General features: G+C 61.9%; 23 protein-coding genes and 1 pseudogene. 10 read left to right on the plus strand and 14 right to left on the minus strand.

Translation table 11 applies throughout. The features are described from left to right. From AC1D06_RS20405 to AC1D06_RS20425, 5 genes and pseudogenes are all read right to left on the minus strand, one after another. A partial coding sequence (locus AC1D06_RS20405) for an ATP-binding cassette domain-containing protein (protein ID WP_477987732.1) occupies nucleotides 1-151 on the minus strand: 151 nt, incomplete at its 3' end. A gap of 41 nt (nucleotides 152-192) precedes the next feature. After that, nucleotides 193-1704 carry an arabinosylfuranosidase ArfA gene (gene arfA, locus AC1D06_RS20410; RefSeq protein ID WP_477987666.1) on the minus strand — a complete coding sequence of 504 codons (1512 nt, stop codon included), beginning with the start codon at nucleotides 1702-1704 and terminating at the stop codon, nucleotides 193-195. 182 nt (nucleotides 1705-1886) lie between these two features. Then, nucleotides 1887-2000: pseudogene (locus AC1D06_RS20415) on the minus strand (transcriptional regulator); the annotation flags it as partial. Between the two features lie 378 nt (nucleotides 2001-2378). Beyond that, nucleotides 2379-3671 (minus strand): FAD-binding oxidoreductase, encoded by a 1293-nt coding sequence (locus tag AC1D06_RS20420; protein ID WP_477987668.1) that lies wholly within the window; start codon nucleotides 3669-3671, stop codon nucleotides 2379-2381. 3 nt (nucleotides 3672-3674) lie between these two features. Further along, nucleotides 3675-5072, minus strand: coding sequence for an aminotransferase-like domain-containing protein (locus AC1D06_RS20425; RefSeq protein WP_477987670.1), 1398 nt, complete (start codon nucleotides 5070-5072; stop codon nucleotides 3675-3677). A 223-nt stretch (nucleotides 5073-5295) separates the two neighbouring features. On the opposite strand from AC1D06_RS20425, the gene AC1D06_RS20430 reads away from it, so the two are divergent. The 5 genes from AC1D06_RS20430 to AC1D06_RS20450 all read left to right on the plus strand — a co-directional run bounded on the left by AC1D06_RS20430 (nucleotide 5296) and on the right by AC1D06_RS20450 (nucleotide 9978). After that, on the plus strand, nucleotides 5296-6375 hold the full coding sequence (locus tag AC1D06_RS20430) for an ABC transporter ATP-binding protein (RefSeq protein ID WP_477987672.1): 1080 nt from the start codon (nucleotides 5296-5298) through the stop codon (nucleotides 6373-6375). 43 nt (nucleotides 6376-6418) lie between these two features. Beyond that, a complete protein-coding gene (locus tag AC1D06_RS20435) occupies nucleotides 6419-7468 on the plus strand; it encodes an ABC transporter substrate-binding protein (RefSeq protein ID WP_477987673.1) in 1050 nt (349 codons plus the stop codon). A 67-nt stretch (nucleotides 7469-7535) separates the two neighbouring features. Further along, nucleotides 7536-8792 carry an ABC transporter permease gene (locus tag AC1D06_RS20440; RefSeq protein WP_477987674.1) on the plus strand — a complete coding sequence of 419 codons (1257 nt, stop codon included), beginning with the start codon at nucleotides 7536-7538 and terminating at the stop codon, nucleotides 8790-8792. Continuing rightward, complete coding sequence (locus AC1D06_RS20445) at nucleotides 8792-9613, plus strand: ABC transporter permease (protein ID WP_477987675.1); 822 nt, start codon at nucleotides 8792-8794, stop codon at nucleotides 9611-9613. The genes AC1D06_RS20440 and AC1D06_RS20445 overlap by 1 nt, the downstream gene beginning before the upstream one ends. 11 nt (nucleotides 9614-9624) lie before the next feature. Next, nucleotides 9625-9978, plus strand: a complete 354-nt coding sequence (locus tag AC1D06_RS20450) for a RidA family protein (protein WP_477987676.1) — start codon at nucleotides 9625-9627, stop codon at nucleotides 9976-9978. Between the two features lie 77 nt (nucleotides 9979-10055). Here the strand turns inward: AC1D06_RS20450 and AC1D06_RS20455 are convergent, their stop codons facing one another. The 5 genes from AC1D06_RS20455 to AC1D06_RS20475 are packed head-to-tail and all read right to left on the minus strand — an operon-like array spanning nucleotide 10056 to nucleotide 17416. Further along, on the minus strand, nucleotides 10056-11216 hold the full coding sequence (locus AC1D06_RS20455; RefSeq protein ID WP_477987677.1) for a VWA domain-containing protein: 1161 nt from the start codon (nucleotides 11214-11216) through the stop codon (nucleotides 10056-10058). After that, a complete protein-coding gene (locus AC1D06_RS20460; RefSeq protein ID WP_477987678.1) occupies nucleotides 11213-13549 on the minus strand; it encodes a DUF5682 family protein in 2337 nt (778 codons plus the stop codon). Before AC1D06_RS20460 ends, AC1D06_RS20455 begins: the two co-directional genes overlap by 4 nt. 3 nt (nucleotides 13550-13552) lie before the next feature. Then, nucleotides 13553-14635: an ATP-binding protein gene (locus AC1D06_RS20465; RefSeq protein WP_477987679.1), complete on the minus strand. Its 1083-nt coding sequence runs from the start codon at nucleotides 14633-14635 to the stop codon at nucleotides 13553-13555. After that, nucleotides 14628-16040 carry a DUF5691 domain-containing protein gene (locus tag AC1D06_RS20470; protein ID WP_477987680.1) on the minus strand — a complete coding sequence of 471 codons (1413 nt, stop codon included), beginning with the start codon at nucleotides 16038-16040 and terminating at the stop codon, nucleotides 14628-14630. Before AC1D06_RS20470 ends, AC1D06_RS20465 begins: the two co-directional genes overlap by 8 nt. Next, on the minus strand, nucleotides 16037-17416 hold the full coding sequence (locus tag AC1D06_RS20475) for an SWIM zinc finger family protein (protein ID WP_477987681.1): 1380 nt from the start codon (nucleotides 17414-17416) through the stop codon (nucleotides 16037-16039). Before AC1D06_RS20475 ends, AC1D06_RS20470 begins: the two co-directional genes overlap by 4 nt. A 162-nt stretch (nucleotides 17417-17578) precedes the next feature. Here AC1D06_RS20475 and AC1D06_RS20480 point away from each other — a divergent pair, with 162 nt between their 5' ends. The 3 genes from AC1D06_RS20480 (at nucleotide 17579) to AC1D06_RS20490 (ending at nucleotide 20375) form a co-directional block, all read left to right on the plus strand. After that, nucleotides 17579-17923: a RidA family protein gene (locus tag AC1D06_RS20480; RefSeq protein WP_477987682.1), complete on the plus strand. Its 345-nt coding sequence runs from the start codon at nucleotides 17579-17581 to the stop codon at nucleotides 17921-17923. Nucleotides 17924-18033: 110 nt separating this feature from the next. After that, a complete protein-coding gene (locus tag AC1D06_RS20485) occupies nucleotides 18034-19197 on the plus strand; it encodes an MFS transporter (RefSeq protein WP_477987683.1) in 1164 nt (387 codons plus the stop codon). A gap of 167 nt (nucleotides 19198-19364) precedes the next feature. Beyond that, nucleotides 19365-20375: a hypothetical protein gene (locus AC1D06_RS20490; RefSeq protein ID WP_477987734.1), complete on the plus strand. Its 1011-nt coding sequence runs from the start codon at nucleotides 19365-19367 to the stop codon at nucleotides 20373-20375. A 61-nt stretch (nucleotides 20376-20436) separates the two neighbouring features. Here AC1D06_RS20490 and AC1D06_RS20495 read toward each other — a convergent pair whose 3' ends face one another. The 3 genes from AC1D06_RS20495 to AC1D06_RS20505 all read right to left on the minus strand — a co-directional run bounded on the left by AC1D06_RS20495 (nucleotide 20437) and on the right by AC1D06_RS20505 (nucleotide 22785). Then, nucleotides 20437-20718 (minus strand): hypothetical protein, encoded by a 282-nt coding sequence (locus tag AC1D06_RS20495; protein WP_477878810.1) that lies wholly within the window; start codon nucleotides 20716-20718, stop codon nucleotides 20437-20439. A 549-nt stretch (nucleotides 20719-21267) separates the two neighbouring features. Then, nucleotides 21268-22293 (minus strand): DNA topoisomerase IB, encoded by a 1026-nt coding sequence (locus tag AC1D06_RS20500; RefSeq protein WP_477987684.1) that lies wholly within the window; start codon nucleotides 22291-22293, stop codon nucleotides 21268-21270. Between the two features lie 9 nt (nucleotides 22294-22302). After that, nucleotides 22303-22785, minus strand: a complete 483-nt coding sequence (locus AC1D06_RS20505; protein WP_477987685.1) for a pyridoxamine 5'-phosphate oxidase family protein — start codon at nucleotides 22783-22785, stop codon at nucleotides 22303-22305. Between the two features lie 308 nt (nucleotides 22786-23093). Between AC1D06_RS20505 and AC1D06_RS20510 the strand changes: the two genes are divergently transcribed. Next, a complete protein-coding gene (locus AC1D06_RS20510; RefSeq protein ID WP_477878813.1) occupies nucleotides 23094-23516 on the plus strand; it encodes a DUF2934 domain-containing protein in 423 nt (140 codons plus the stop codon). A gap of 136 nt (nucleotides 23517-23652) precedes the next feature. Here the strand turns inward: AC1D06_RS20510 and AC1D06_RS20515 are convergent, their stop codons facing one another. Continuing rightward, nucleotides 23653-24399, minus strand: coding sequence for a response regulator (locus tag AC1D06_RS20515; RefSeq protein WP_477878814.1), 747 nt, complete (start codon nucleotides 24397-24399; stop codon nucleotides 23653-23655). A gap of 198 nt (nucleotides 24400-24597) precedes the next feature. On the opposite strand from AC1D06_RS20515, the gene AC1D06_RS20520 reads away from it, so the two are divergent. Continuing rightward, entirely contained in the window at nucleotides 24598-24843 is a 246-nt protein-coding gene (locus AC1D06_RS20520; RefSeq protein ID WP_477878815.1) for a hypothetical protein, read from the plus strand. Nucleotides 24844-24893: the final 50 nt, after the last annotated feature.

Genomic DNA, 24893 nt, shown 5'->3' on the forward strand with positions numbered 1-24893 from the left:
CGATCATCCTCAGCAGTGTCGATTTCCCGCAGCCCGATGGGCCGAGGAAGACGATGAATTCATGAGCCCTGATCGAGAGTGACAAGTCCTCGAGCACCGTCAGCGCCCCGAACTGCTTCTTCACATGGCTGATATCGATTTCGGCCGTCACGTCTTCATTCCTCCCCGGCTTCATCCTTGCACTGTCCGCGTTCAAACTTTGAGGCGGACCATCTGGTAGGAATAAGGCGGCAGCGACAGGCTGAGCCTGCCGTCCTTCACCGCAGCGCCGGAGCCGGGTTTCGGCACCACATTGTTGGGATTCTCGGCCGAGTTGGTGGCGCGCAGATCCGTATGCGTCATCACTTGGTGATCGGCGATGCTGGCGCCGCCGAAACCTTCGAGCGCGAGATCGACATCGATCGCTTCGCTCGCATGCCGGTTGACGGCGAAGAAGGTGACATGGCCGGTCGCCTCGTCATAGGTGCCTGCAACATCGACATAGGCGACATCGCCCGCCACGTCGGACTTGTAGGTCGGGCTTTCGACGCGCAGGTCGAGCGCCTTGCCGCGGCCGTAGAGCGAGGCGAACAGGAACGGATAAAAGGTCGTCTGCCGCCAGGCCGGGCCATCCGGCACGGTCATGATCGGCGCGATGACATTGACCAACTGCGCCAGGCAGGCGATCTTCACCACATTGGCGCGGCGGATGAAGGTATTGAGGATCAGTCCGACCTGCAGCACGTCCTCGAAATTGTAGATGTCTTCGAGAAGCGGCGGCGCCGACGGCCAGCCGTCATTGCCTTCAAGGATTTTGCGGTCCTGCTCTTTGGAATGGTACCAGACATTCCATTCGTCAAAGGAAATGTAGACCTGCTTGGTCGAGCGCTTCTTAGCCTTGATGTAATCGATCACGCCGGCGACCGACATGATATAGTCGTCGAGCTTCTCGCTCACCGCCAGGTAATTGGCGGTGTCGTGCGCCTCGTTTTCGAAATACATGTGCAGCGAGATATAATCGACCTCGTTATAGGTATGGTCGAGCACGGTCGCTTCCCATTCGGGATAGGTCGGCATCTTGGCGTTGGACGAGCCGCAGACCACGAGTTCCAGCGATTTGTCGAAGGCGCGTAGCGCCTTGGCTGTCTCGTGCGCAAGCCGGCCATATTCGTCGGCGGTCTTGTGGCCGATCTGCCAGGGGCCGTCCATCTCGTTGCCAAGGCACCAGAGCTTGACGCCGAAGGGCTCCTTGCGGCCGTTCTTGATGCGCAGGTCGCTCCAGCGGCTGCCGCCGGGATGGTTGACATATTCGAGGAAGTTGCGGGCCTCGTCGAGGCCGCGCGAGCCGAGATTGAAGGCGAGCATCATGTCGGCATTGGCGGAGTTGCACCAGTCGGCGAATTCGTGGATGCCGACCTGGTTGCTGTCGGATGTGTGCCAGGCGAGGTCGAGGCGGGTGGGGCGCTCTTCCTTGGGGCCGATGCCGTCTTCCCAATTGTAGGCGGAGACGAAGTTGCCGCCGGGATAACGGACGATCGGAACGTTGAGCTCCTTGACGAGATCGATCACGTCCTGCCGCATGCCGTTCTCGTCGGCGCTGGCATGGCCCGGCTCGTATATGCCGGTATAGACCGCGCGACCGAGGTGCTCGATAAAGGATCCGTAGAGCCTTGGGTCGATATTCGAGACAACATAGCGCGCATGCGCCGTCACGGCTGCCTTCATGCATTCCTCCCATTAATATCAGAAATGATGATTTAAATCATCTTTCCCGGTATTAATGGCGATCGGTGCTGGCTTCGTCAAGCATGAATAGCCAAAAGTATGATAATTAAATGCGAAAACGTTGTAAATCTGCAAAACCCATTGAAATCGTTGTAATATTTTTTTCATCCCATTTTTTGATATCAACCGGTACTGATTCTCAGCACGATATCCTGATCGTAATTGCCGAAGCCGCGGTCGAAAATGCTGATGCCGCCGGGATGCTTCGCATCGTCCTTGGCGCCGATGCGCACCTTTCGATATTCGCTCTTGAAGACGACCAACACTTCTTCCGCCGTGGGATAGCAGACCTTCTGGCTGCCCTTCTTCGCCCTCTGCGTCTCGGTCCGGCTTCCTTCAGCATCTGCAGATTGGTCGCGACGGTCGATTGCGGCAGCGCGAGTTCCGCGGCGATGTTGTTGATATTCATCGCTCCTTGCCATTCCGGAGCTTCAACCTCGACACAAGGACGGAGGACGCCAATCCTTTGAGGACAGCCATGCCTTCCTCAGGTTCTATCACCAGAAAATTGCGATTCATCAGGGCAAGGTTTCTTTGAATTCGTATCCGAATTCTATCTAAATATCGAAATATATGATTTATTCAATGTCGAAAGAAGTATTCCTGGCAATCGCCTAAAACCGACCGGGAGCAAAGGGCGAGAGGTCCATTGCCGGCTCCTGGTTTGAAATCAGCTGGGAAACCAAAAATCCCGTCAGCGCCGAAAGCGTCAGGCCGAGATGGCCGTGGCCGAATGCATAGGTCATGCGCGGTGTGCGCGGGGATTTTCCGATCACGGGCAGCGAATCCGGCATCGACGGGCGAAAGCCGAGCCATTCGTCCGTGGCCTCTTCAGCATCGGGAAGCAGTTTCTTCACGCCGTCCCGGATCACGGCCGTCCGTTTCGGATTCAATGGGGCCGACAGGCCGCCAAGTTCCACCGTGCCGGCTGCGCGCAGCCCGTCGGCCATCGGCACCATGTAGAATCCGTGTTCGGGATAGCAGACGGGACGGCCGAGCAGATGGCCGGATCGGGGAAACAGCACGTGATAGCCGCGCTCGGTGTCGAGAAGCACGTCGTCACCCGCCATGCGCACCAGCTTTCGCGAATGTGCCCCCGCGGCCACGACGACATGATCGGCGTGCAAAGTTTCGCTATCGGCTTTCAGGCTGATGCCGTCTTGCCGTGTTTCAATGGCCGTGACATCGGCGCTCACGAAGGTTGCGCCAGCCTGCGAAAGCGTTTTGGCGAGGGCGAAGGCGAGCTGCTTTGGGCTGGAGATGGTGTAGGCGTCGCTAAACAACACGCCCTTGTGGTAGAGCGGTGCGAGGTTCGGTTCGATCTCTCTGATTGCCCCCGCATCAAGCCGATCGAGAACGACGCCCTTGCGCTCGCGCAGCCGGTTTTCCGCTTCGGCTGCCTGGAACTGCGCTTCGGTTTTGTAGAGATAGAGGCAGCCATTGTGCTGTTTGAGATGCGTGGCGCCTGCTTGCTTCATCAGTGGCTGCCAGGCGGCATCGGCATGCGACAGCAGCGTTGAGAGTACGCCGGCGATCCGCTCGACCTCCGCCTTGCTGCTCGCTGCAAGGAAGGCCCTGAGCCAGGGCGCCAGGTGCGGCAGGTAGCGCCAGACGATGGCGAGCGGGCCAAGCGGATGGAGGAGCATTCCGGGCACCCGCCAGGCGACGCCCAGACTGGCGACGGGAACCACGCCATGCGGCGCGAAGGTGCAGGCATTGCCGTAGGAGCAGGCCTGCCGGTAGGAGGCATTTCCCACGGGCGGCTCGCGATCGATGATGGTCACGCTGTGTCCGGCTCTCCGCAGCCAGAGTGCGGAGCAGAGCCCGACAAATCCGGCGCCGACGACGAGGACGGTCCGGCGCTCGCTTGCGGGCAGTTGCGGGAGATCCGGCAGCGGGCTTGTCATCGGCTAGACCAGTCCCGTCAAGGCGCGCGGACGATCGTTGAGCGTGGCGACGATGATGCGCAGGGCTCTTGCGAGTTCATCGCGCGATGAGGCGCAGCCGACATTGACGCGCACGGCGTGCTCCACCGGCTGGCGATCACAGGCAAAGGCCGTGGCGGGCATGACGGCGACGCCATGGGCCTTGAGATTGGCGGTGAAATCCGCGCATCGCCAGGGGGCGGGGAGTTTCAGCCACAGGAACATGCAGCGCGGGTCCCCCGAGAAGGAATGACCGGCGAGGATGGTCGTGACGATGGTATGCCGCGCGCGCAGTTCGGCGAGCTGCGCCTTCAGGATGGCTTCCGCCGTCCCATCCTCCAGCCAGCGGGTTGCCAGCAGAAGTGGGATCGGCGAGGGCATCCAGGCCGTCGTGCGCACCGCCTCCGCCGACAGGATCGCCCGGCCGGGTGGGCAGGTGAGATAGCCGACCCGAAGGCCGGGCGCGAGCGCCTTGGAGAGCGCCGATATGTGGTAGGTGCGTGACGGCGCCAATGTGATCAGCGGGCTGCCGCGCGTCCCCAGCATCGGGCCGTAGACATCGTCTTCGATGATGATGAGATCGTGGCGTTCGGCCACTTCCACCAGGTCTCGCCTGCGGGCTTCGCTCATCGTCACTACGGTCGGATTGTGCATCGAGGGCACGGTGAAGACGGCCCGGACCTTTTCGCGGCTGCAAACTTGGTCGAGTTCGATGGCGGACATGCCCTCGGCATCGCTGCCGATGCCGATGATGCGGAACCGGAACATCTGCGCCAGCGCGATCAGGCCATAGTAAGTGAGCCGGTCGCAGACGATCGTATCGCCCGGCTCGATGAAGCTGCAGATGACAGCGAGCAGCGCATGCTGGGCGCCGCTGGTGACCACGATATCGTCCTCGGGCGGATCGAAGCCGTTGAGCGAAATCCATGTGCGTGCCGCCCGGCGCGCCCAGGCCGGCCCTTCCGGCGGCTGATATTCCTGCATCTGCCGAAACCGTGAATCGGCCGAAAGCGTCGGCAGGGATTGCGCCAGCCGCTGCTGGAAATCGTCGACGGCGGGACGGTTGACGGTCAGGTCGATCACGCCTGCCGGCGTCACGGCGCGGTCGACGCGCGGCATGGCGCTTTCGCCGGTGACGGTCGTTCCCCGCCGCGTGCTGCCGGTCACCAGATTGAGGTTCTGCAGCTCGCGATAGGCGCGCGTGATGGTCGAGACATTGAGATTGCGCTCCTTCGCCAGGTCGCGCTGCGGCGGCAGCTGGCTACCCGGCGGCAATGCGCCGGAGCGGATCTTCGCCTCCAATTCCTCCGCCAGTTCAAGATAAGCCGGAATGCGGGTTCCTTGTCCCCTATTTGTGTGGTTCGTGTTAGTTTCTTCAGGCATACAATTCCCACAAACAGCTTTCGTGTAGCCAGGTGGAGCGCTCCACGAAATCCCCCAATGTCAGTTGTTCGTCGTGCTTAACATGGATTTCCACATTTTTCGAGCAGTTTGAAACATCTCATACAAAATTTTTTGTATGGCTTGACAAAATAGAAATGACCGAGACAATATCAGGCAGCATCGAGACAAAGAGGCAGGGACCCGGCGATGCAAGGAGGATTTCATGAGCGATCGCTTTATCGCCTTCGAGGGCGTGCGCAAATCCTATGACGGCGAAAACTTCGTCGTCAGGGGGCTGGATCTCGATGTCGCCAAGGGCGAGTTTCTGACGCTGCTCGGTCCATCCGGATCGGGCAAGACCACCACGCTGATGATGCTGGCGGGGTTTGAGACGCCGACCGACGGCACGATCATGCTCGATCGCACCCGCATCGACAGCGTGCCGCCGCATCGCCGCAATATCGGTGTGGTCTTCCAGAACTATGCCCTGTTTCCGCACATGACGGTCGGCGAGAACGTTGCCTTCCCGCTGAAAATGCGCCGCCTTGGCAAGGCTGAGATCGACACACGAGTCCGTCGTGCGCTGGACATGGTCAGGATGGGCAATTTCGAGGCCCGCCGGCCAAACCAGCTGTCGGGAGGGCAGCAGCAGCGCATTGCCCTGGCCCGCGCGCTGGTGTTCGAGCCGCAGCTCGTGCTGATGGACGAGCCGCTCGGTGCGCTCGACAAGCAGTTGCGCGAGCACATGCAGATCGAGATCAAGCATCTGCATGCGCGTCTCGGCATCAATGTCGTCTATGTCACCCATGACCAGAGCGAGGCGCTGACCATGTCGGATCGCGTCGGCGTGTTCAACGACGGCATCCTGCAGCAGATCGCGGCTCCCGATGCGCTCTACGAAATGCCGGCCAATCCGTTCGTCGCCACCTTCATCGGCGAAAACAATGCCATTGCCGGCGAGGTCGTGGCGCTGGAGGGCGGGCTTTGCCGGATACGCACGAGTGACGGATCGATCATCGTGGCCGGCGCGGGCGAGGGGCTGAAGGAGGGCGCGCGGGCCACGCTTGTGCTCCGCCCTGAGCGCATCCTGCTATCGCCGCCGCAGGACGTCGCCAACCGTTTCTCGGCCACACTCAAGGAAATCATCTATCACGGCGATCACGTCAGGATGCGGCTCGCCGCCTGCGGCAGCGACGATGTCGTCGTCAAGATCGCCGCATCCCAGGGCGTTGCCGTCAATGCCGGGGCCAATGTCACGATCGGCTGGAGCCCAGAGCACTGCCGGGCGCTCGCGCCCTCCTGAACCAGATCCATTTCCACAGACGCAACAAAGAAGGGGAACCACCATGATGCGTTTTTCTACGATGCTTCTTTCCTCCGCCCTCGTGCTTGCAGTGACCGGAACTGCATTTGCCGGGGATACGCTGACGGTCACCTCCTGGGGTGGCGCCTATACCAAGAGCCAGGAGGAAGCTTTTTTCAAGCCGTTCATGGCCAAGACCGGCACCAAGATCCTTCAGGATGAATGGGATGGCTCGACGGCGAAACTGAAGGGCATGGTCGACACCAAGCAGGTGACATGGGATGTCGTCGACGTCGAACCCAGCCACGCATTGCAGGGCTGCGACGAAGGTTGGCTCGAGACGATCGATTATTCGAAACTCGGCGGCAAGGGTGCCTTCGTCGACGGCGCGGCCATGGATTGTGCCGTGGCGACGATCGTCTTCGGCACGGTCTATGCCTATGACGCCGACAAGTTTCCGAACGGCGGACCGAAGACCATGGCCGACCTGTTCGACACGAAGAAATTCCCCGGGCCGCGCGCGCTGCGCAAGTCGCCGAAGACGACGCTGGAATTTGCCCTGATCGCCGATGGCGTCAAGCCGGCCGATGTCTACAAGGTGCTCGGCACGCCGGAAGGCGTCGACTGTGCCTTTAAGAAGCTCGACACGATCAAGAAGGACGTGAAGGTCTGGTGGACGGCAGGCGCCCAGCCGCCGCAACTGCTCGCCGATGGCGAAGTGGTGATGACGACGGCCTGGAACGGCCGCATCTATGACGCCGTCAAGAACAACGGCAAGCATTTCAAGATCGTCTGGGACGGCCAGGGCATGGACTTCAACCTCTGGGCCGAACCCAAGGGATCGAAGAACAAGGACCTGGCGGACAAGTTCATCGCCTTCACCGTTGATCCCGATGTGATGTCGCAGCAGTCGAAGTACATTTCCTACGGCCCGACGCTGAAGGCCGCGATTGCCAAGGTGCCGAAGGATATCCTGGCCGATCTGCCGACCTCGCCGGAGAACAGCAAGAACGCCTTTGTCGTCAGCTCGGAATTCTGGGCCGACCATGACGAGGAATTGACCGAACGCTTCAACAAGTGGCTGGCACAATAAGCTCCCAAGGGTGGACGGGGTTATCCCTGGCTCCGTCCACCTCTTTACCAGGCAGGAAGGCTTGGCGATGGTAAGCGCGACAATGAATGAAAATCATGAGGCGGCGGCGGCTGGTCTGGCGCGGGCGAAACGCCTGAGCCAGGCCAGGAACAAGGCACGTCTCAAGGCTTTGCTGCTCGTGGCGCCACTGCTGGTCTTCCTGCTCCTGGTCTTTGTCCTGCCCATCGGCCTGCTGCTGACGCGCGCCGTCGACAACAGGGAAGTACCCTCGGCGCTGCCGAGCACGGTTGCAGCACTGGCGTTCTGGGACGGAAAATCGGCTCCTGATGAAGCCCTGTTCGCCGCCTTTGCGGCCGACCTGAAGCAGACGCCGCGCGATGAGATGGCCGAGGTGGCCAAACGCCTCAATTATTATAAGACCGGCATGCGCTCGATGCTGTTGAAGACCGCGCGGACGGTCCGCAATGCGCAGGCGCCATACGAGGCCGCCTTTGTCGGGGTCGATCCGGACTGGGCGACGCCGCGCTACTGGACGATCATCCGCAATGCATCGCCGAAGCTGACGGATTATTACCTCCTCGCATCGATCGATCTCGAACGCGACGCGGCGGGTGCGATCCGGCATGTGTCGCCTGACAATGCGGTGCATGTCGACGTGCTGATCCGAACTTTCGTGGTCAGTGCGTCTGTGACGATCGTCTGCCTGCTGCTGGGCTATCCGCTGGCGGCGCTGATCGCGCGTGCCAAGGGGGCGGTCGCCAATACATTGCTTATCCTCGTGCTGCTGCCGTTCTGGACCTCGCTGCTCGTCCGCACCAGCGCCTGGGTCGTGCTCTTGCAAAGTCGCGGCGTCGTCAATTCGGCGCTCATCTGGCTTGGGCTGGTCGATCCGGCTCATCCGCTCGACCTGATCTACAACCGCATCGGCGTGCTGATCGCCATGACCCATATCCTGCTACCATTCATGGTGCTGCCGATCTATAGCGTGATGAAGGGCATTCCGCCGGTCTATCTGCGAGCCGCGTCGTCGCTCGGGGCGCCGCCCGTCTCGGCCTTTTTCAAGGTTTACCTGCCGATGAGCATGCCGGGTGTCAGCGCCGGCGGTCTGCTCGTCTTCATCCTGGCACTTGGCTACTATATCACGCCGGCTCTCGTCGGCGGCGCCGGCGATCAGATGATCAGCTATTTCATCGCCTATTATTCCAACCAGGTCACCAATTGGGGCATGGCCGCAGCCTTGAGCGCCATCCTGCTGGCGGCGGTGCTCATACTCTATGCCGTCTACAATCGCATTGTCGGCATCGACCGGCTGAGGATCGGATAATGACAGATTTCTTCTCCTTCGCCCGCGTGTTCAATATCCTGCTCTGGGTCGCCGGCGGATTGGTGATCGTGTTCTTGATCGCGCCGATCGCCGCAATCGTGCCGCTGTCATTCAACGCCGAGCCGTTCTTCACCTATCCGATGCCGGGCTTCTCGTTGCGCTGGTACGAAGAATTCTTCAATTCCAACGTCTGGCAATTGGCCCTGCGCAACAGCATTATCGTGGCGGTCTGCGCCACGCTGCTGTCGACATTCCTCGGCACGCTGGCTGCGATCGGCCTCAGCCGGCCGGCCTGCCCGGCGAGAGCAACGCTGACGGCTATTCTGATTTCGCCGATGATCGTGCCGGTCATCGTCTCCGCGGTCGGCATTTACTATGCCTTCGCTGCCGTGGGGCTGCTCAACAGCTTGACTGGCCTGGTGCTGGCGCATACCGCAATCGGCGCGCCCTTCGTCGTCATCACGGTCACGGCGACGCTGGCCAGCTTCGACTATAACCTGATGCGGGCGGCGTCGAGCCTGGGCGCGACGCCGGTCGAGGCGACCTTGCGCATCATGCTGCCAATCATCGCGCCCGGGGTGGCGTCGGGTGCGCTGTTTGCCTTCGTCACCTCTTTCGACGAAGTGGTGATTGCTCTGTTCATTTCCGGGTCCGAGGAACGGACATTGCCGCGGCAGATGTGGAGCGGCGTACGCGAGACATTGAGCCCGACGATCGCCGCGGTCGCGACGCTGCTCATCGTGTTCTCGACGCTGTTTCTTGCGACGATCCAGTGGCTGCAGCGTCGCGCCGAGCGGCAAAGGGTTTCGCTAAAGGATTAGAGGGGGAAATCATGGAGATCGCACGCTACCAGACCGGCAAACGCATGAGCCAGGCTGTCGTCTATGGCGGCTTCATTTTCCTTGCGGGACAGGTCGCGGGCGATGCCCGCGGCGCCTCCGTCCGCGAACAGACAGCTGACATTTTGGGGCGGATCGCCTTGCTGCTTGAAACATATGGCAGTGCGTCGAAAAACGTCCTCAGTGCCACGATCTGGCTTGCCGACATGTCGACATTCGATGAGATGAATAGCGTCTGGGAGGCTTGGTTGCCGGAGGGCCAGGCGCCCGCCCGGGCGACCGTCGAGGCGAAACTCGCCGGTGATGGTTATACCGTGGAGATTGGGATCATCGCCGCTTGTTCTTGATGATGCCTGCATGCCGATGGGCTGTCGCCCTTTGAAGGCCGCTGTCGATCCGGAGCAGGAAACTCGGGTTCAATAGTTCAAGTGGCGATACCCCGCACCAACTCTATCCCATTCGCACTCGCCCATTGTGCCACGTCCTGCTTGGTAAGCGCCGTGGCCATCACGTCGGGAAACTGGTCCGGCGTACAGGCGAAGACGGGGCAGTCCATGGCGGCGATGGCGCCGGCATGGCGCTGGTCGTAGCTCGGCCGGCCGTCGTCGGAGAGAGCCAGCAGCACGATGACATTGACGCCGGATTGTTTCAGCGCTGCCACACGCGCCAGCATGGCGGGTGCGTCGCCGCCTTCGAAAAGATCGGTGATCAGCACCAGATGCGTCTTGGCGGGATGCTCGATCTTGGTCTCGCAATAGGCCAGCGCTGCGTTGATATCCGTGCCGCCGCCCAACTGGATGCCGAACAGGACTTTCACCGCGTCGGCCAGGTCCTCGGTCAGGTCGATGATCGCCGTGTCGAAACAGACGAGCTTGGTCGACAGCACTGGCAGCGACGCCATGACGGCGGCGAAGATCGAGGCGTAGACGACCGATGGCGCCATCGAGCCGGACTGGTCGACGCAGAGCATGACATGGTCGAGATCGGCGCGGGTGCGGGTCTTGCGGGAAAAGCCGATCAGCGTTTCCGGCACGATCGTGTTGAGATCCAGCTGGTAGTGCCGCAGATTGGCGCGGATCGTGCGCGGCCAGTCGATGTCGGCATGCCGCGGCCGGCGGGTGCGCTGCGAACGGTTGAGCGCGCCGGTCAGCTTTTCCACGGTCTTCGACTGCAGTCGCTTCATCAGGTCTTCGACGACCTTGTTGACCACCATGCGCGCCGTTTCCATGGTCTTTTCCGGAATGGCGTTGCGCATCGCAATCAGGTCGGCGACCAGATGCACGTCGGCTTCCAGCGTCGAGAGGAATTCCGGCTCCAGCATCAGCGCCTTGAGATTCAGCCGCTCGAAGGCGTCCTTCTGGATCACCTGGACGACCGGCGAGGGGAAGAATTCGCGGATATCGCCCAGCCAGCGCGACACTTTCGGCGCCGATGCGCCAAGCCCGCCGCGGCCCTTCTTGGCGCCTTGGCCTTCATAAAGTGCAGAGAGCGCGCGGCTGAGCCGCTGGTCGCGATCATCGAGCCCGCTCATGTCATCGTCGCCAAGCGCCAGTTTCCAGCGGCGGATGCGTTCCGGATCGGTCATGCGTTCATCCCGAGAATTTGCTTGAGCAGAGGCAGGGCTCGCTCGAAGGCCGGATTGTCGCCTGCCGGGAGTTCGGTCACCACGTGTTCGCGCCGCCCGCCGGCAATGCGTTCCATGACACGCCTGCGGCTGACAGCGTCGAAGCCGGACAGCGCGCGGCGCAGGAGCGGCAGGCTCTCGACGAAAATGTCGGCGTCAAGCCCGCAGAGCCATTCGTCGATCAGGAAAAGCAGAGCCTGGTCCTGGATCAGCACTTCGGCCGAGCCGGTGAGGAAGGCTTCGACGAAGGCGCCGGCCCGGGCGGGCGTTTCGCCGACGATGTGGCGGGAGAAGGCAGCGGCGATGCGGGTCTCGTCCCAGAGCGACAGATCGTGCAGGCGGCGCAGGCTGAGCCCGGCGACGGAGGCTACGATATGTTCGTCATCGACCATGAGAGCCAATTGCCGTCGCCAATCCTCCAGCAGATTGGTATCGCCGAACAGGCCGAGCGCTTCGTCATAGGCGCGCATGGCGTTGACGCGCGCGGCCGTCGCGGCATCGTCGAGCTGGTGCGAGCCGATGCGGGTGCCGGCATTGATCTCGGCGCTCAGCGCCACGACCAATGCCTTGAGTTCTTCCTCCGGCAGTTTTCGCGCGGTGCCATAGCGGACAATGCGCACCAGCGGCGGCACGGCGACCATCAGGTCGGTGATGTCGCTGGTCTGTACGGCGGCAGTCTGCAACAGGTCGATGCAGGTGCCTGCCGCGTCCGGCAGGTCGGCGACCAGGGCGCCGCGCACCAGTTCGGACAGCCTTGCAATGCCATCGGCCTTGCGGGCGCGCTCGATTGTGGCGACCGCGGCCGCCTGCTCGATCGTCAGCCCCCAGACGAGCGCCTCGGCGAGGCTGACGGCCATGTCCGGCGACCAGGCGAGCCGCCAGATCTCGCGGAAGGTACCGCGGCCTGCTTCGGCGTCGATCAGCCGGCCCCAACCGATATCGATCAGGTTCAGCCGGTGCAGGAAGGTGGATTTGGCGAGGCCGGCTTCGCTGCGCAGGTCGAGCTTGGCCTCGCTTGCCGTCTCCTCCGGCTTGAGCCGCGTCTTGCGGCACCAGAGGTCGAAATCCTTGGCGAGCGGCATTTGCGGCACGGCATCGTCGATCTCACCGATGCGGCTGCCGATATAGAGCTTGCGCTCGATCAGTGCCAACTGGGCATGGTCGCCGTGGCAGAGGGCGGAGAGCGAGGCGTCGCGCATCTCCGTCAGCCCCGGGACGCTCAGCCCGCGGATCGAAGCGAGGCCGAGCGAAAGCCGAGCCGCCTCGATGGCTGATGCAGTCGAGGCCGAGTGGCCTTCTTCGCGCAGCAATGCTGCCGTCTGCGCTTGCCAGAGTGCGGCGAAAGCTTCGGGTCCTTCGTGGCGCGCATCGGAATAGAGGCCCCAGAGATGCCGGTACCAGCCGGGCGAGATGACGCCTGCGCCATAGCCCGAGGCGTAACTCAGCCGACCGTCGCTCCAGGGTGCCCAGGTCGCCTCGACCTTGATCTTCGGCAGGTCCTTGATGATGGCGCGGTCGTCGGCGACAGTGGTCTTGGTCCGCAGCCCACCGACATGCCAGGCGCCGACCACCACGGCGACTTCGCCCTCATGCTGCTTCAGCGCATCACGGATATGGCCGCGCATAAACGCTTCGCGGCGCGCCTCGCGCAATTGTTCGCGCTCGCCGATACTCCCGGCTTCGTATTGGTGGCTGCGCGCCTCGATCATCGCCTGCTCGATTGCAGCAAAGACGTCGAGCGGAGATTGACTGCCGCCATGATGCTCGATCAGGCCGTTCCAGAAGGCTTCGCCGTCGCCATAGCCGGCCGCCTCGGCCAGCAGATCGAGCGGATCGAGGCGAAGTGCTGGTGTATCGGAAGGCGTCTCGTCGGCGTTCTCGCTCGGCTCAGCCTCTGAGCTGTCGGTCTCCTCGGCCTCCGCTGCCTTCTTGGTGAGCGCTGTAATCATCTCCTCGCGCTCGGCTTTGGTCAGTGCCAGCGACACGGCCGCCGGCCAGTCGATGAAGCGCACCGGTCTTCCGCGCTCCAGTGCCCAGCGCATGGCGACCCATTCCGGCGAGAATTCCGCAAATGGCGCGAAGACGGCGTTCGACGCTTCGTCGGCGGCGTAGAACAGCATGGCGAGTGGCGGCTTCATGCCGGGGAGCGCCGCGTATTGGATCAGCGCATCGCCCTCTGGCGAACCCTCAATCAGCACCGTGGCTGGGTCGAGCGCATCGAGCGCGCCTCTTAACAGCGCCGCCGAGCCCGGCCCGTGATGCCGGATACCGAAAAGATGCGCCTTGCGCTTCATCGGTCAGATGACCTCGCGAATGGCGCTATAGAGATCGCTCCAGCCGTCGCGGGTGCGCACCACGGTTTCGAGATATTCCGAGAGTGCGACGCTGTCCTGCACCGGGTCCTTGACCACGGCGCCGACAATGTTGGCGGCGAGCGCATCTGCGTCGATGCGGCCATCGCCGAAATGCGCAGCCTCGGCCCAGGCCGAGACGCCGACGGAAATCGCTTCGGCCGTCGACAGCGTGCCGGTCGAGGTCTTGAGCTTGGTCTTGCCGTTCAGCGTCTTGCCCTCGCGGATTTCGCGGAAGAGGGTGACGACGCGCGCCAGTTCCTTATCGGCAGGCTGGATCGGCGGCAGGCTGAGATTGGTGCCGATTTCGCCGACGCGCTTGACGACGATCTGGGTTTCTTCTTCCAGCGTGGAGGGCGATGGCAGGACGACGACGTTGAAGCGGCGCTTGAGGGCGGAGGAAAGTTCGTTGACGCCCTTGTCTCGGTTGTTGGCGGTGGCGATGACGTTGAAGCCGCGCTGGGCGTCGATGGCCGTGTCGAGCTCCGGCACCGGCAGCGTCTTTTCCGAAAGCACTGTGATCAGCGTGTCCTGCACATCGGAGCCCATGCGGGTGAGCTCTTCGAGCCTGAGCAGCGTTCCCTCTTCCATGGCGCGCACCAAGGGCGTCTTGACTAGCGCCTCCTTCGACGGGCCTTTGGCGAGCAGCAGCGCATAGTTCCAGCCATAGCGGATCTGGTTTTCGTCAGTGCCGGCGGTGCACTGGATGATGCGCTGCGACGAGCCGGAAATAGCGGCGGCGAGATGCTCGGAGACCCAGGATTTCGCCGTGCCGGGCAGGCCGAGCAGCAGCAGCGCGCGGTCGGTCGCGAGGGTGGCCACGGCTGTTTCGATCAGCCGGCGATTGCCGACATATTTGGCCGAGATCGGCGTTCCGTCCGATGCCTTGCCACCGAGCAGATAGGTCACGACCGCCTGCGGCGACAGCTTCCAGTTCGCCGGCCTGGCGCGGTCGTCGCCCTTGGCGAGGGCTGCGAGCTCTTCAGCAAAGATCTGTTCTGCGGCGCGGCGGAGTTGGGCTTCAGGCATTCGGGGCCTCCAGACTATCCATGAGATCGAGAAAGAGAATGGCGTTGCCGGCACGCCCGGCGTCGAAGGCGCCGAGATCGGCGCGCAGGCGGTCGCGGCTGGCGGGCGGGCAAAGCACGGCTAAGCTTTCGACGAGATCGGAACTGGCCTTGCCCGGTTCGCTGCACAGCGCTTTCCAGGGTTTTGACCCCAGAATATCGGCGAATAGCGTAAGTGAGGCGGGCGCGTCGAGCAGGTCGGCCAGCTTGGGCAGGGTCCAGATCGGGGCATCGGCAGTCCATTGGCGCGGCTGCACCACGAGGTCGGCCCAGCGACGTCGCCAATCGGCATCCATCACGTCGAGATCGCTGATATTGGCCTGGGCGATCGCCTCCCAGGCATTCGAGAGCCTGTTGGCGACTGTCTCGACGACATCCAGCCGACGGTCGCGGGTCGCCATGATCAAGAAAGCGAGAAGGAGATTGCCATCCTTGTCGACGCTCGCGATCATGTCATCGATGGACAGCGACAATGCGGCTGCGAGCTTTTCGATGCCGACCGGGCTGAAAATCTCGTTGATCCAGGCGGCGATGCCGAATTGATGCTTGATCGTCGCCGGCAGTTCGAGGCCGAGCGTCGTGCGCTTGAAGATCAGCCCGCTCTTGTTGACCTTGATGCGTTCGAGTGCGGCACGCAGCGCCGGGTCGTCGCCCTCGAAGCCGGGCAGGCGAGAGAGAAGCCGCTGCGCCAGTTCGCGGACGCGCGGTGCGCGGTCCTTGTCCAGGCCGGAGAGGAAGGTGGCATCGGTTGCGGAAAGCTGCTCCTGGAACGTGCCGAGAATGCGAACCCTGTTGTCGGCATTTTCCGAGGCCCAGGACGTCTCGACCAGCACGCGTGCGGCATCCGGGTCGGCGGCGCGGCGGCCGGYGATATAGTGCGCCTTGACCGCTGGCGTGGCGAGCATCCAGGTGTCGTCGGTCAGCTTGTCGGGTGCGAAATAGCTTTGCCTCTCCGCGGCCGGCGTTGCGCGCTCGGCAAAGGCCAGCGCTTCGGCGCCTAGCAGTTCGGCCCGCGGTTTGACGAAGGTTTCGAGCCTCGGCAGATCGAATGGATGTGGCCGTAGCGATCGCTCGACAAGGGTACGCGCCAGCGCATCGGCGAGATGTTCGGAGGCCTGGCTCTTGCCGCCGAGAAGCCGCAACAGCAGTTTTCGCGCCGGCTCGCCGATGATCCGGCGGCCATCCTCAGTCTTTTCCTCGACCATGAACTGCGCTGGGCGTGCCGGCCGGTCGAAGCGCACGGCCTGGCCGGCGAGGCTCAGCGTCTGTAGCGGCGAGGTGGCGCCGATACGATCGAGCGGCAGGCCGTCACGAGCGCCGGAGATCAGGCGCGGCAGGATCGATGTGCGGATATCCTGCAATGTCATGCCGTCCACCTGCCGAGCGGCGTTTCGCCCCAGCACAAGGTGAGGCTGGAGCCATCCCAGATGCCGGCACCGTCGAGCGTGTCGAATTGCAGGAGCGGCCAGGCGGCGGTGGATTGATCATTGTCGAGCGGCAGGCTGATCGCCTCGTCGTGCAGCCAGAGCCTTTCACCCGACCGCCGGACTTTCGCGCCCTTGAACATCAGGGGAAAGTCGCCAAGCCAGGGTTTTTCCGCCATCGCGTTTTCATAGTGTTCATAGGCCGTGGCCACGTCCTGATCAGGAAGGATAAGCGCATTGCCGGATGGTTCCGAACCGGTGATCTGCCGGGCGATGATGGCACGCAGCGGCACGGGCGAGGGATAGAAGACCAGTTCTGCCTCGAATCTATCGCCGATGCTGAAGCCGCCAGATGCCGCGCCRGTCGAGAYGGGCACGAATTCGATCAGCACGGCATTGCGCCCGCTTCCAAAAAGCCAGGTCTCGATGCGCCTGAGCTTGTCCGGCTGGACCTCGTTGCGGGTCGCCCAGACCTGCCACGGGCCGGTGACGCGCAGGGCCGAAGCATCTTCAAGCAAGGCGTCGCGGGCAAGGCTCCAGCCGATCATCTGCCGGACATCGCTTTTCAGCGCCTCGGGCAATTGCTCCTGCCGGCGATAGGCTTCGGAGATCAGATGCAGCAGGCCGAGTTCCTGCACGGCCATCTGCGGTCGCGCCGGTTCCGGCAGCCTCAGCAAACGGGCGGGCAGTGTATCGACCCGCAGCGCCAGGCCGGCGGCCTTGGCATCGAACAGGCGCTGCGCCATCACCCGGCAGGCGGTCAGTGATTTGGTGGCAAAGGCAGCCAGGCCGGCATCGATCTGGTCGGAAAGCCAGATGTCGAGTTCATCGAGACCGTTGGCGACAGATGCCTCGCGCTCGGCACGATTGCGTTCGCGGGCGGCTGCGGCGCGGGCTTCCGCCTTCGGGTCGGCGGCTTCTTCCACTTCGGCCGTCGAGGCGATGGAGGCTTTCGGTCTGTCCTCGCCGGCGAGCGCGCCGGCGCTCGGGCCGCGGCGGCGCGACAGCCAATCCCTGACCCAGTCGGGCGGCGTGCCCGGCGTGAACGGCACCTTGCCTTCGGCGCGCATCCACATCAGCGCCAGCGAGTGCTTGCAGGGAAATTTCCGGCTGGGGCAGCTGCATTTATAGCCGGCGTCGAGTTCGGTAACGGAAATGCGGTAGGGCGTGGCGCCGGAACCCTGGCATTCGCCCCAGATGAGGCCGGCACCGTCCTCGGCGAGTGTGGGCCAGCTTGCCGGCTTCAGAAGCTTGCGGGCCGCGTCGAGTGAGCCTTGGTCGGGGGCAAGCGCTTCGATCTTGTCCAGACTTAAGCCCACACGCAACCTCCGATTCGACGCCATCTCACGTTGGTGAGCTTTCATGGCATGCTCGTGATGGCAGGGCAATCGCCTTAACGGATTTCAATTCGGCGTCAGCACTGTACCCGTGCCGACACTCCTGCTAACCACGGCCGCGCCAATTCAGGAAGGAAGAGCAATATGATCCAACGTTATCAGAAGGGCTCGCGGATGAGCCAGGCCGTGGTGCATGCCGGCACGGTTTATGTTGCAGGCAAGGTCGCCCGCAGCAGCCAGGGCTCGCTGCAAGAACAGACCCAGGATGTGCTTGAGCAGATCGAGGCGCTGCTCGCCGAGGCCGGCAGCAGCAAATCGAAGCTGCTGTCGATCAATATCTACCTGCCCAATATCGCCGATTTCGACGCGATGAACAGCGTCTATGACGCCTGGGTCGACAAGGACAATCCGCCGGTGCGCGCCTGCATCGAGGCGAGGCTCGCCAATCCCGATCTCCGGATTGAGATCACTGCCATCGCCGCGGCTTGATGCGTGAGGTGGCCGTATGTCATCGAGATGTCACCGGCCGCCGCTTGTACTATACGAGTGAATAATTTACTGCCTTTCCTGTCATCGTTTCCGAGCGACGGGAGAGGGCAGTGGGCGCAGCACGGGCGAAGGCGGAATTCGATGCCGATTGGGCGGCGATCGCCGTCGTCATTTTCGGCGCGACCGCGTTCAGCCTGTCGCAGGGCGTCACTTACCCGCTGATTTCACTGATTCTCACCGCGCGTGGCGTTTCGCCCAGTGTCATCGGCTTGACCGGTGCCTGCTTTGCAGCAGGGCTTGCCGCCGCCACGCTGCTGGTGGGGCCGCTGACGGCCGTGCTTCGGGGCCATCGGCTGATCGTTGCCGCATTGATCGGCGCCTCGGTCAGCCTGGCGATCTTTGCGAGTTTCGATCAGCTCTGGATATGGTTCATTGCCCGTTTCCTGCATGGCTGCTGCTCGAGCATCATCTTCATGATGAGCGAGGCCTGGCTTAACACAGCATGCCCCGACCGGATTCGCGGGCGTGTCTCGGGCCTTTACGGCATGGGCATATGCGGTGGGTTTGCCGCCGGGCCGATGGCGATCCCGCTGTTCGGCACCGAAGACGGTTTCGCCTTCGCGCTGCTCGCCGTCTATATCGCCTTTGTCGCCTTTGCCACGGTGATCATCTGCCGGCGGACACAGACGGAACCTGAATCGACGACATCATCGATGTTCCTGCGTTTCCTGCTGAGGGCGCCGATGTTGGTCGCCATGGTCGCGGCTTTCGGCTTCGCCGATATCGCGGCGATTTCGGGCATGCCGATCTATTTTACCCGGCTCGGCTACTCGGAATCGTTTGCGGCAATCAGCATCACCATGCTGGCGCTGCCGACGGCCCTGTCGCAGCCAGTGGTCGGCTGGATCCTCGACACGTTTTCGCGGGGCACGGTGGCGCTGGTCGCGGCGGCGATAACCGCGATCTGTTTCATGATCCTGCCGCTGCTGACCTCCGAAGTGGCAATCATCATTGACTTCGCCATTATCGGCACGGCAAGTGTCGGGCTTTATACCGCGGCGCTGACGCTTCTGGGCGAACGTTACAGCGGCAGCACGCTGGTCGCCGGCAGTGCAGCCTTCGCGCTTGCCTATGCGTCCGGCAGCGGCATCGGATCATTTTCGTTCGGCATGGCAATGCAGGTCTTCAGCCCGGCGGCAGGGCCGATCATGGTTGGCGCCGTGATGTTTGTCTTCGCCATTGCTTTTGCGATAGGCAGCCTCAAACGATCATGAAAACGCCGCTTTGCTTTGCCATGGGCGAGTTCATGCGGGAAATTGCGGTAGCAACGGTTCGGTAACCATTTGTTTCGACAATGGGGCAAGGACCGTGCAAGCGGCAATCTTTAGGACCGATGGTTGGCAGTCCGGCCGGGCTGCGACATCGGCGAGATGGGATGACGATGCCTTTGGATTTGAGCCCCGATTCGGCGATGCGCCCGACGCGCGTGATGCGTACATTGGGCGCCCTTGCGCTCATGACGCTTGCGGCCAGTTGCAGCACGATGAGCCTCAGCGACATTGCGCCATCGACGGATATCAGTCCCCGGCTGGCCCGTGAGATCAAGGCCAAGGGTTTTAGCGACGACGAGCCGGTTCTGGTGCGCATCTTCAAGCAGGAAAGCGAGCTTGAAATCTGGAAGAAGAGGCCTTCCGGCCAATATGCCCTGTTCAAGACCTATCCGATCTGCCGCTGGTCGGGAAAGCTCGGGCCGAAGCGCAAGATCGGCGATCGCCAGGCGCCCGAAGGTTTCTATTCGGTGTCGATGGGCCAGCTCAACCCGCATTCCAATTATTACTTGTCGTTCAATCTCGGCTATCCGAACCGGCTGGAAAGCGCGCTCGGCTACAAGGGCGAGGCGCTGATGGTGCATGGCGCCTGCTCGTCCTCGGGCTGCTTCGCCATGTCGGACCAGGGGGTCGCCGAAATCTATGCGATCACGCTCAAATCGCTGCAGAGCGGCCAGCAGGCCTTCCAGGTCCAGGCCTATCCGTTCCGCATGACGGCGGCCAATATGGTGGCGCATAGCGGCGATCCGAACATGTCGTTCTGGCGTGACCTCAAGGTCGGCTATGACAGTTTCGAGCGTAGCCGACAGGAGCCAAAGGTCTCCATGTGTGGCGGCAGATATGTGTTCAACAAGATGTTCCCCGGCGGCGAGCCGACCGATCCGCTTGCGGGCTGCCCGGGCGACACAGGCAAGGACGACCGGGTGGCCGATGCCAGCCTGACCGTTTCGACGGCGCCGGAAATGCATGCCTATACCTATCTCGACGGCGGCATGAATCCGAGCTTCCGCGCCATGCTCAAGGAATATGGCCCGAAACAGATGGCGAGAAAGGTATCGGTGATCAAATATCCGATCAGCCGGCCGGATGCAGCGCTCGCCGATCCCTATAAAGCCTCGGATTGATTGAAAAAATATCCCCGCCGCGGCTGCGGCAGGGATATTTTCAATCTGCTGACAGCGGCAACTACTGCTGCGTGCCGTTATAATTGGTGCCATCGGTGTCGTCGCAGCCGGACTGGGCGTTGGCCGAATTGTTGTTGCACTTGATCGAGCCCGTCGTGTTCGGGTCGGTCGGCAGGACATCGGAGTCGTTGCCGTTCATGGCTTTACCCGGATTCATGCCATGTTGGCCGCTGCCATTGTTATTACCGCCGTTGCCGCTGTCAGCGGCGAAAGCGACGCTGGCGCCGGAAATACAGGCGGCTGCGAAAGCCGCGGCCAGTGTGGTTTTGAGAATGCTTCGCATGGTGTTTATCCTTATACTTGGTAGAGAGTGATAGACATTCACATTGGTATAATCCGCCAGAGCTTGAATAGTTTCTTGTTTTTTATTAATATATAACGTCGAATATCCAGCATGTTGGCGAACGACGCTGGTATCTGGAGATGTCTACTGGAGCCCGTTAAGGGAAATATAATTCGTAATTAACCGATATATTTTCTTATCTCTCCCAATTCTTTGACGACAAGCGCCTGGCTGCGCTCCGCCGCCCCACGATCTAAGCTGCGGAGCAGGGAACATGGATGGATCGTGACCAGGACAGTATAGGCTCCTGCCTTAAGGAGCCGGCCGCGATCGCGCGTGACCTTGGCTTGGCTGCCGAGCAGCGAATAGAGGGCAGTCGCGCCCAGAGCCATGACCAGTTTCGGCTGGACCCTGTTCCGGATGACGGTCTTGATAGGCCATGACGGTTTCCTCCTCGAATTTCGGAACGTCATGTCTGGGTAACCGCTCGTGTCGTGTTATGTTCCGCTAAAATACGACGTTGGGAATAGGATCTCTGCTTTCTTTCAGTCACCGCGCCGAGGAGCGGAGCAAGGTCAGCAGCGCATTCTCGTCTGCCCTGAGCCCATTGAGCCGCCGCGGACGGCGACGTTTCCAGCGCTTGAACCAGGGGAGCGGATCGTTTTTTGCTTCGGCGAGCGCCAGTACCGCGGGATGAATATAGCTCTTGCGGCAAATCGCCGGGGTGTTGTGCAGTTCGACCGAAGCGGCTTGGCAGAGCGATTTCATCGTCGGGATTTGGCCATTCTCAAGGATTTGGATCGCCCGGTCGAATGCTGCGAGCGAGCCGCCCCAGGTGCGGAACGTCTTGGCCGAAATGGCGAGGCCTGCCGTGGCGGCGAGATAGGCATTGAGCTTGCCGGAGTCGATCGCGTGCGCCACGCCTTCTTCGTCCTTCCAGGCAAACAGCCGTCGCCCCGGCAGGTCGGCGATCTGCTCCAGCATGGTCTGCAGGCGCGGATGCTTCAGCGTCCGCTGTACCTTCTTGCCGCCTTTGGCGACGAAGCGGAGCTCGATCCGGTCCGGCATGATCTTGAGATGCCGTTTCAGAAGCGTCGTGGCGCCGAACGTGTTGTTGTCGCGGGCATAGACGATATTGCCGACCCGCAAATGCGCGAGATCAAGCAGCATGGCGATCGCGGCAAGAATGCCCTTTTCATTTTCGATGCCTGATCCGAGATCGCGACCGATGCGATTGCGCAGCCGGGGAAGCGCCTCGCCGAAGGCGATGAGCTGGTCGAACTTACGATCGCTGCGCAGCGATTGCCAGTCCGGATGGTAGCGGTATTGCTTGCGTTCGCGGGCGTCGAAGCCGGTGGCCTGCAGATGGCCGCGCGGATCGAGGCAGATCCAGACGTCGCGATAGGCCGGCGGGATGCCGAGGGTTTTTATACGCGCGAGTGTGTCGTCGCTGTTGACGAGGCCTCCGCCGGGCATCCGGTAGCAGAAACCGTCACCGTGCTTCTCGCGCCGGATGCCGGGTTCGGTGTCGCTGACATAGATCAGGCCAAGCGACTGCAGCAACTGTCCGTCCATGGCGGTTCTTTACATGCTGACCTTGACGTTGTCGCCCATGTCGGGCCGGTGATCGGTGACGGCTGCCATCAGCATCTTGACATAGCTGATGATACTGCCCGGGCTGTCCCAGTATTCCGCATATTTCGGTGTGACCTTGAGCACCCGGATATCGGGATCGTCGGCATTTTCCCACCAGGCCCTGGCGGGCGTGGTCCAAAGCTCGCGGATCAGTTCGCGATCATTGGAAATTTCGGCGGTGCCGGTGACCGAGACATATTTCTGGCCGCGTGAATCGGCGAAGGCGAGCCCGACATTCGGCCAGCGGGCGATGTCGTCGTCCTTGGCGCCGTTGATGTCGGTGAGGAAGTAGACGGCGTTGACGATGGGTTCAGGATGGGCGGCCATCGGCCGGGCGCGGATGTCGTCGCCGGAGCGGCTGGAGAGCATGCAGAGACCGATTTTCTGCATCAGCTCCCAAGTCTCTTCGATGGCGTCTTGTTCGTCAATCATCGAAATCTCCCGGCAGAATGGCATGACCGCGACCTAACGTCCCGCCCGCTGCAAGGTTCCGTGCGGCGTGTCTGAAAGCGGGAACGAATCCGGCTCAGGACCGTTCTGCAATTAGAGTTGCGGGCCGTGCCAAACGGACGCGACGGTGCGAAGAATGCAGGGATTTTTCCGTTTTCTCCCTGCAGCCAACGAAAAGGCAGTCGAGCTTCTCACCCGTCCGGTCCGTTTCTCGCTTAATTCGCGGGTGAGAATCACTAAATTCGCGTATGCTCAATTGTGTTGCTACCGGGAAGACAGGGGAAGCGAACATGTTGGAAGACAAGGAAGAGCGTATCCGTGCCGAAGCCTATCGCCGTTGGGAACAGGAAGGTCGGCCGGAAGGACAGCACGACCGCCATTGGCAGGAAGCCGCTGCAACGGTAAATGGCAGCGGAACTGCCAGGCCAGTCGACAGCGAGGGCACAACGCAGGCGCTGAAAGTGCTCAAACCCCGAGCCGCCAAGCCAAAGGCCGAAAAGCCGGCTGCCAAGCCGAAAGCCGAAAAACCTGCCAAGGCCGCCGTCGTGGCGGCAGCCAAGCCTGCCAAGGCTGCAGTGGAACCTGCGAAGCCTGCAAAGGCCGCCGCTGAAAAGGCGCCGAAGGTTGCTGCTGCAAAGGTGAGCACGCCGGCAGCGATCGCCACCGAGACTCCCAAGCGATCGAGATCCAAGAAAGCCGCCGCCGCAGAATAAGCGGTGGTCGAATCGTGATACGTGCTGCTCGGGCGGCCTGGCCGCGCGATGGATGGCTGCTGTCGCGATCTCTGTTACACGACCGACGCGGAGTCCCGCATTCGCAATACATGCTTCGGTCAATCTGGCTTAGGCTTTAGTTGAGCCGGTCCCGGTCCCCGATACCAGTTGTTTCCAAGAGACCGATCAGCCAGTGCTCCATCGACACGCCGGCAGGGCAGGTGGCGATCTCGCGGATGGCGCGTTCGAGCGTTCGCTCCACCAGGCGCTCGGCGGTTTCCGAATTGGCAGTGATCTCGCGTGCCCGGCGCTGCAACGCGGGTAGCATGGTGGCAATGCCGGGCGCATCCACGGACAGTTCCTTGACACGCCGCCTGGCAAGCCGGGGCGCATCGGGAAAAAGCGCGCGCTTGATCACCTGCCAATCCGCCGGCTTGCGAACCCGGCCGATCTGACGGAATTTTTCGGGAATGATGACGCTGTCGTAGCCGGTGTAAAAGATGAACGGGATGTTGCGCTCGTTCAGCTTCTCCGCCAGGTCGAAAGCGACGCGGCCACGGATATTGAGGTCGAGAATGGCGGCGCCGATGGGCTCGTTGCCACTCAACGCTTCTATGGCTCCGGCGATCGAATTATAGGGGCCGAGGACGCCGATACCCTCCTTGCGGGGGCCATGAGCAAGGTCTTCGCCGATCAGGAATTCGTCCTCGACGATCATGAGCTTCGCGCCGGTGCGGAAAAGCTGCATGGCGTCCTGCCCATGTTTCGCATCGGAAATCGTCTCGGTCTCAAGGTGTCCCGCCGCGGCAATCCGATCATCCCTGTCGGCTGGCGGCCAAGGCCAATTCACGCCTGCTTCAGTGGCGGAAATGAGCTTCAACATTGCACTCCTCCGCTTGAGTTCACGGGAACTATCTACGCCCAATATGGGGATTTTTTTCCCGTTTTACCAGCGAACAATAGCGGGCTGTCCATTTACGAAAGATGAATATACGCGTTTTGCGAGCCCGATGAAGAGGAACGGTTACCCACCCTTTTGGGTTTCCAAGAAAAGAAACGTCGAAAGGAGCGAACCATGAGAATGAAATTCGCGATCGTTTCCGCCATTCTTCTTTGCTTCGCGGCGCCGGCGGGCGCAGATACCTGCAGCGCCCCTCTGTCGCCAAAGGCGAAGGGCGCCGAACTCAGCAGGAAGCTGGATAAATGCAATGGCGTACTGAAGCCGGGACAGACGGCAGATCAGGACATCGTCAAACCGGCGCCAACGGTCGGGGATCCGATGTCCATCCATCCGAAGGATCTGTCAAAGGACGGCGTTGCCAAATAGGTAGAGGGCAAGGGCAACCGACAAACGTCAGCCGGACTTCATAGGTGAAT

Source organism: Rhizobium sp. P2_G2 (assembly GCF_056403555.1).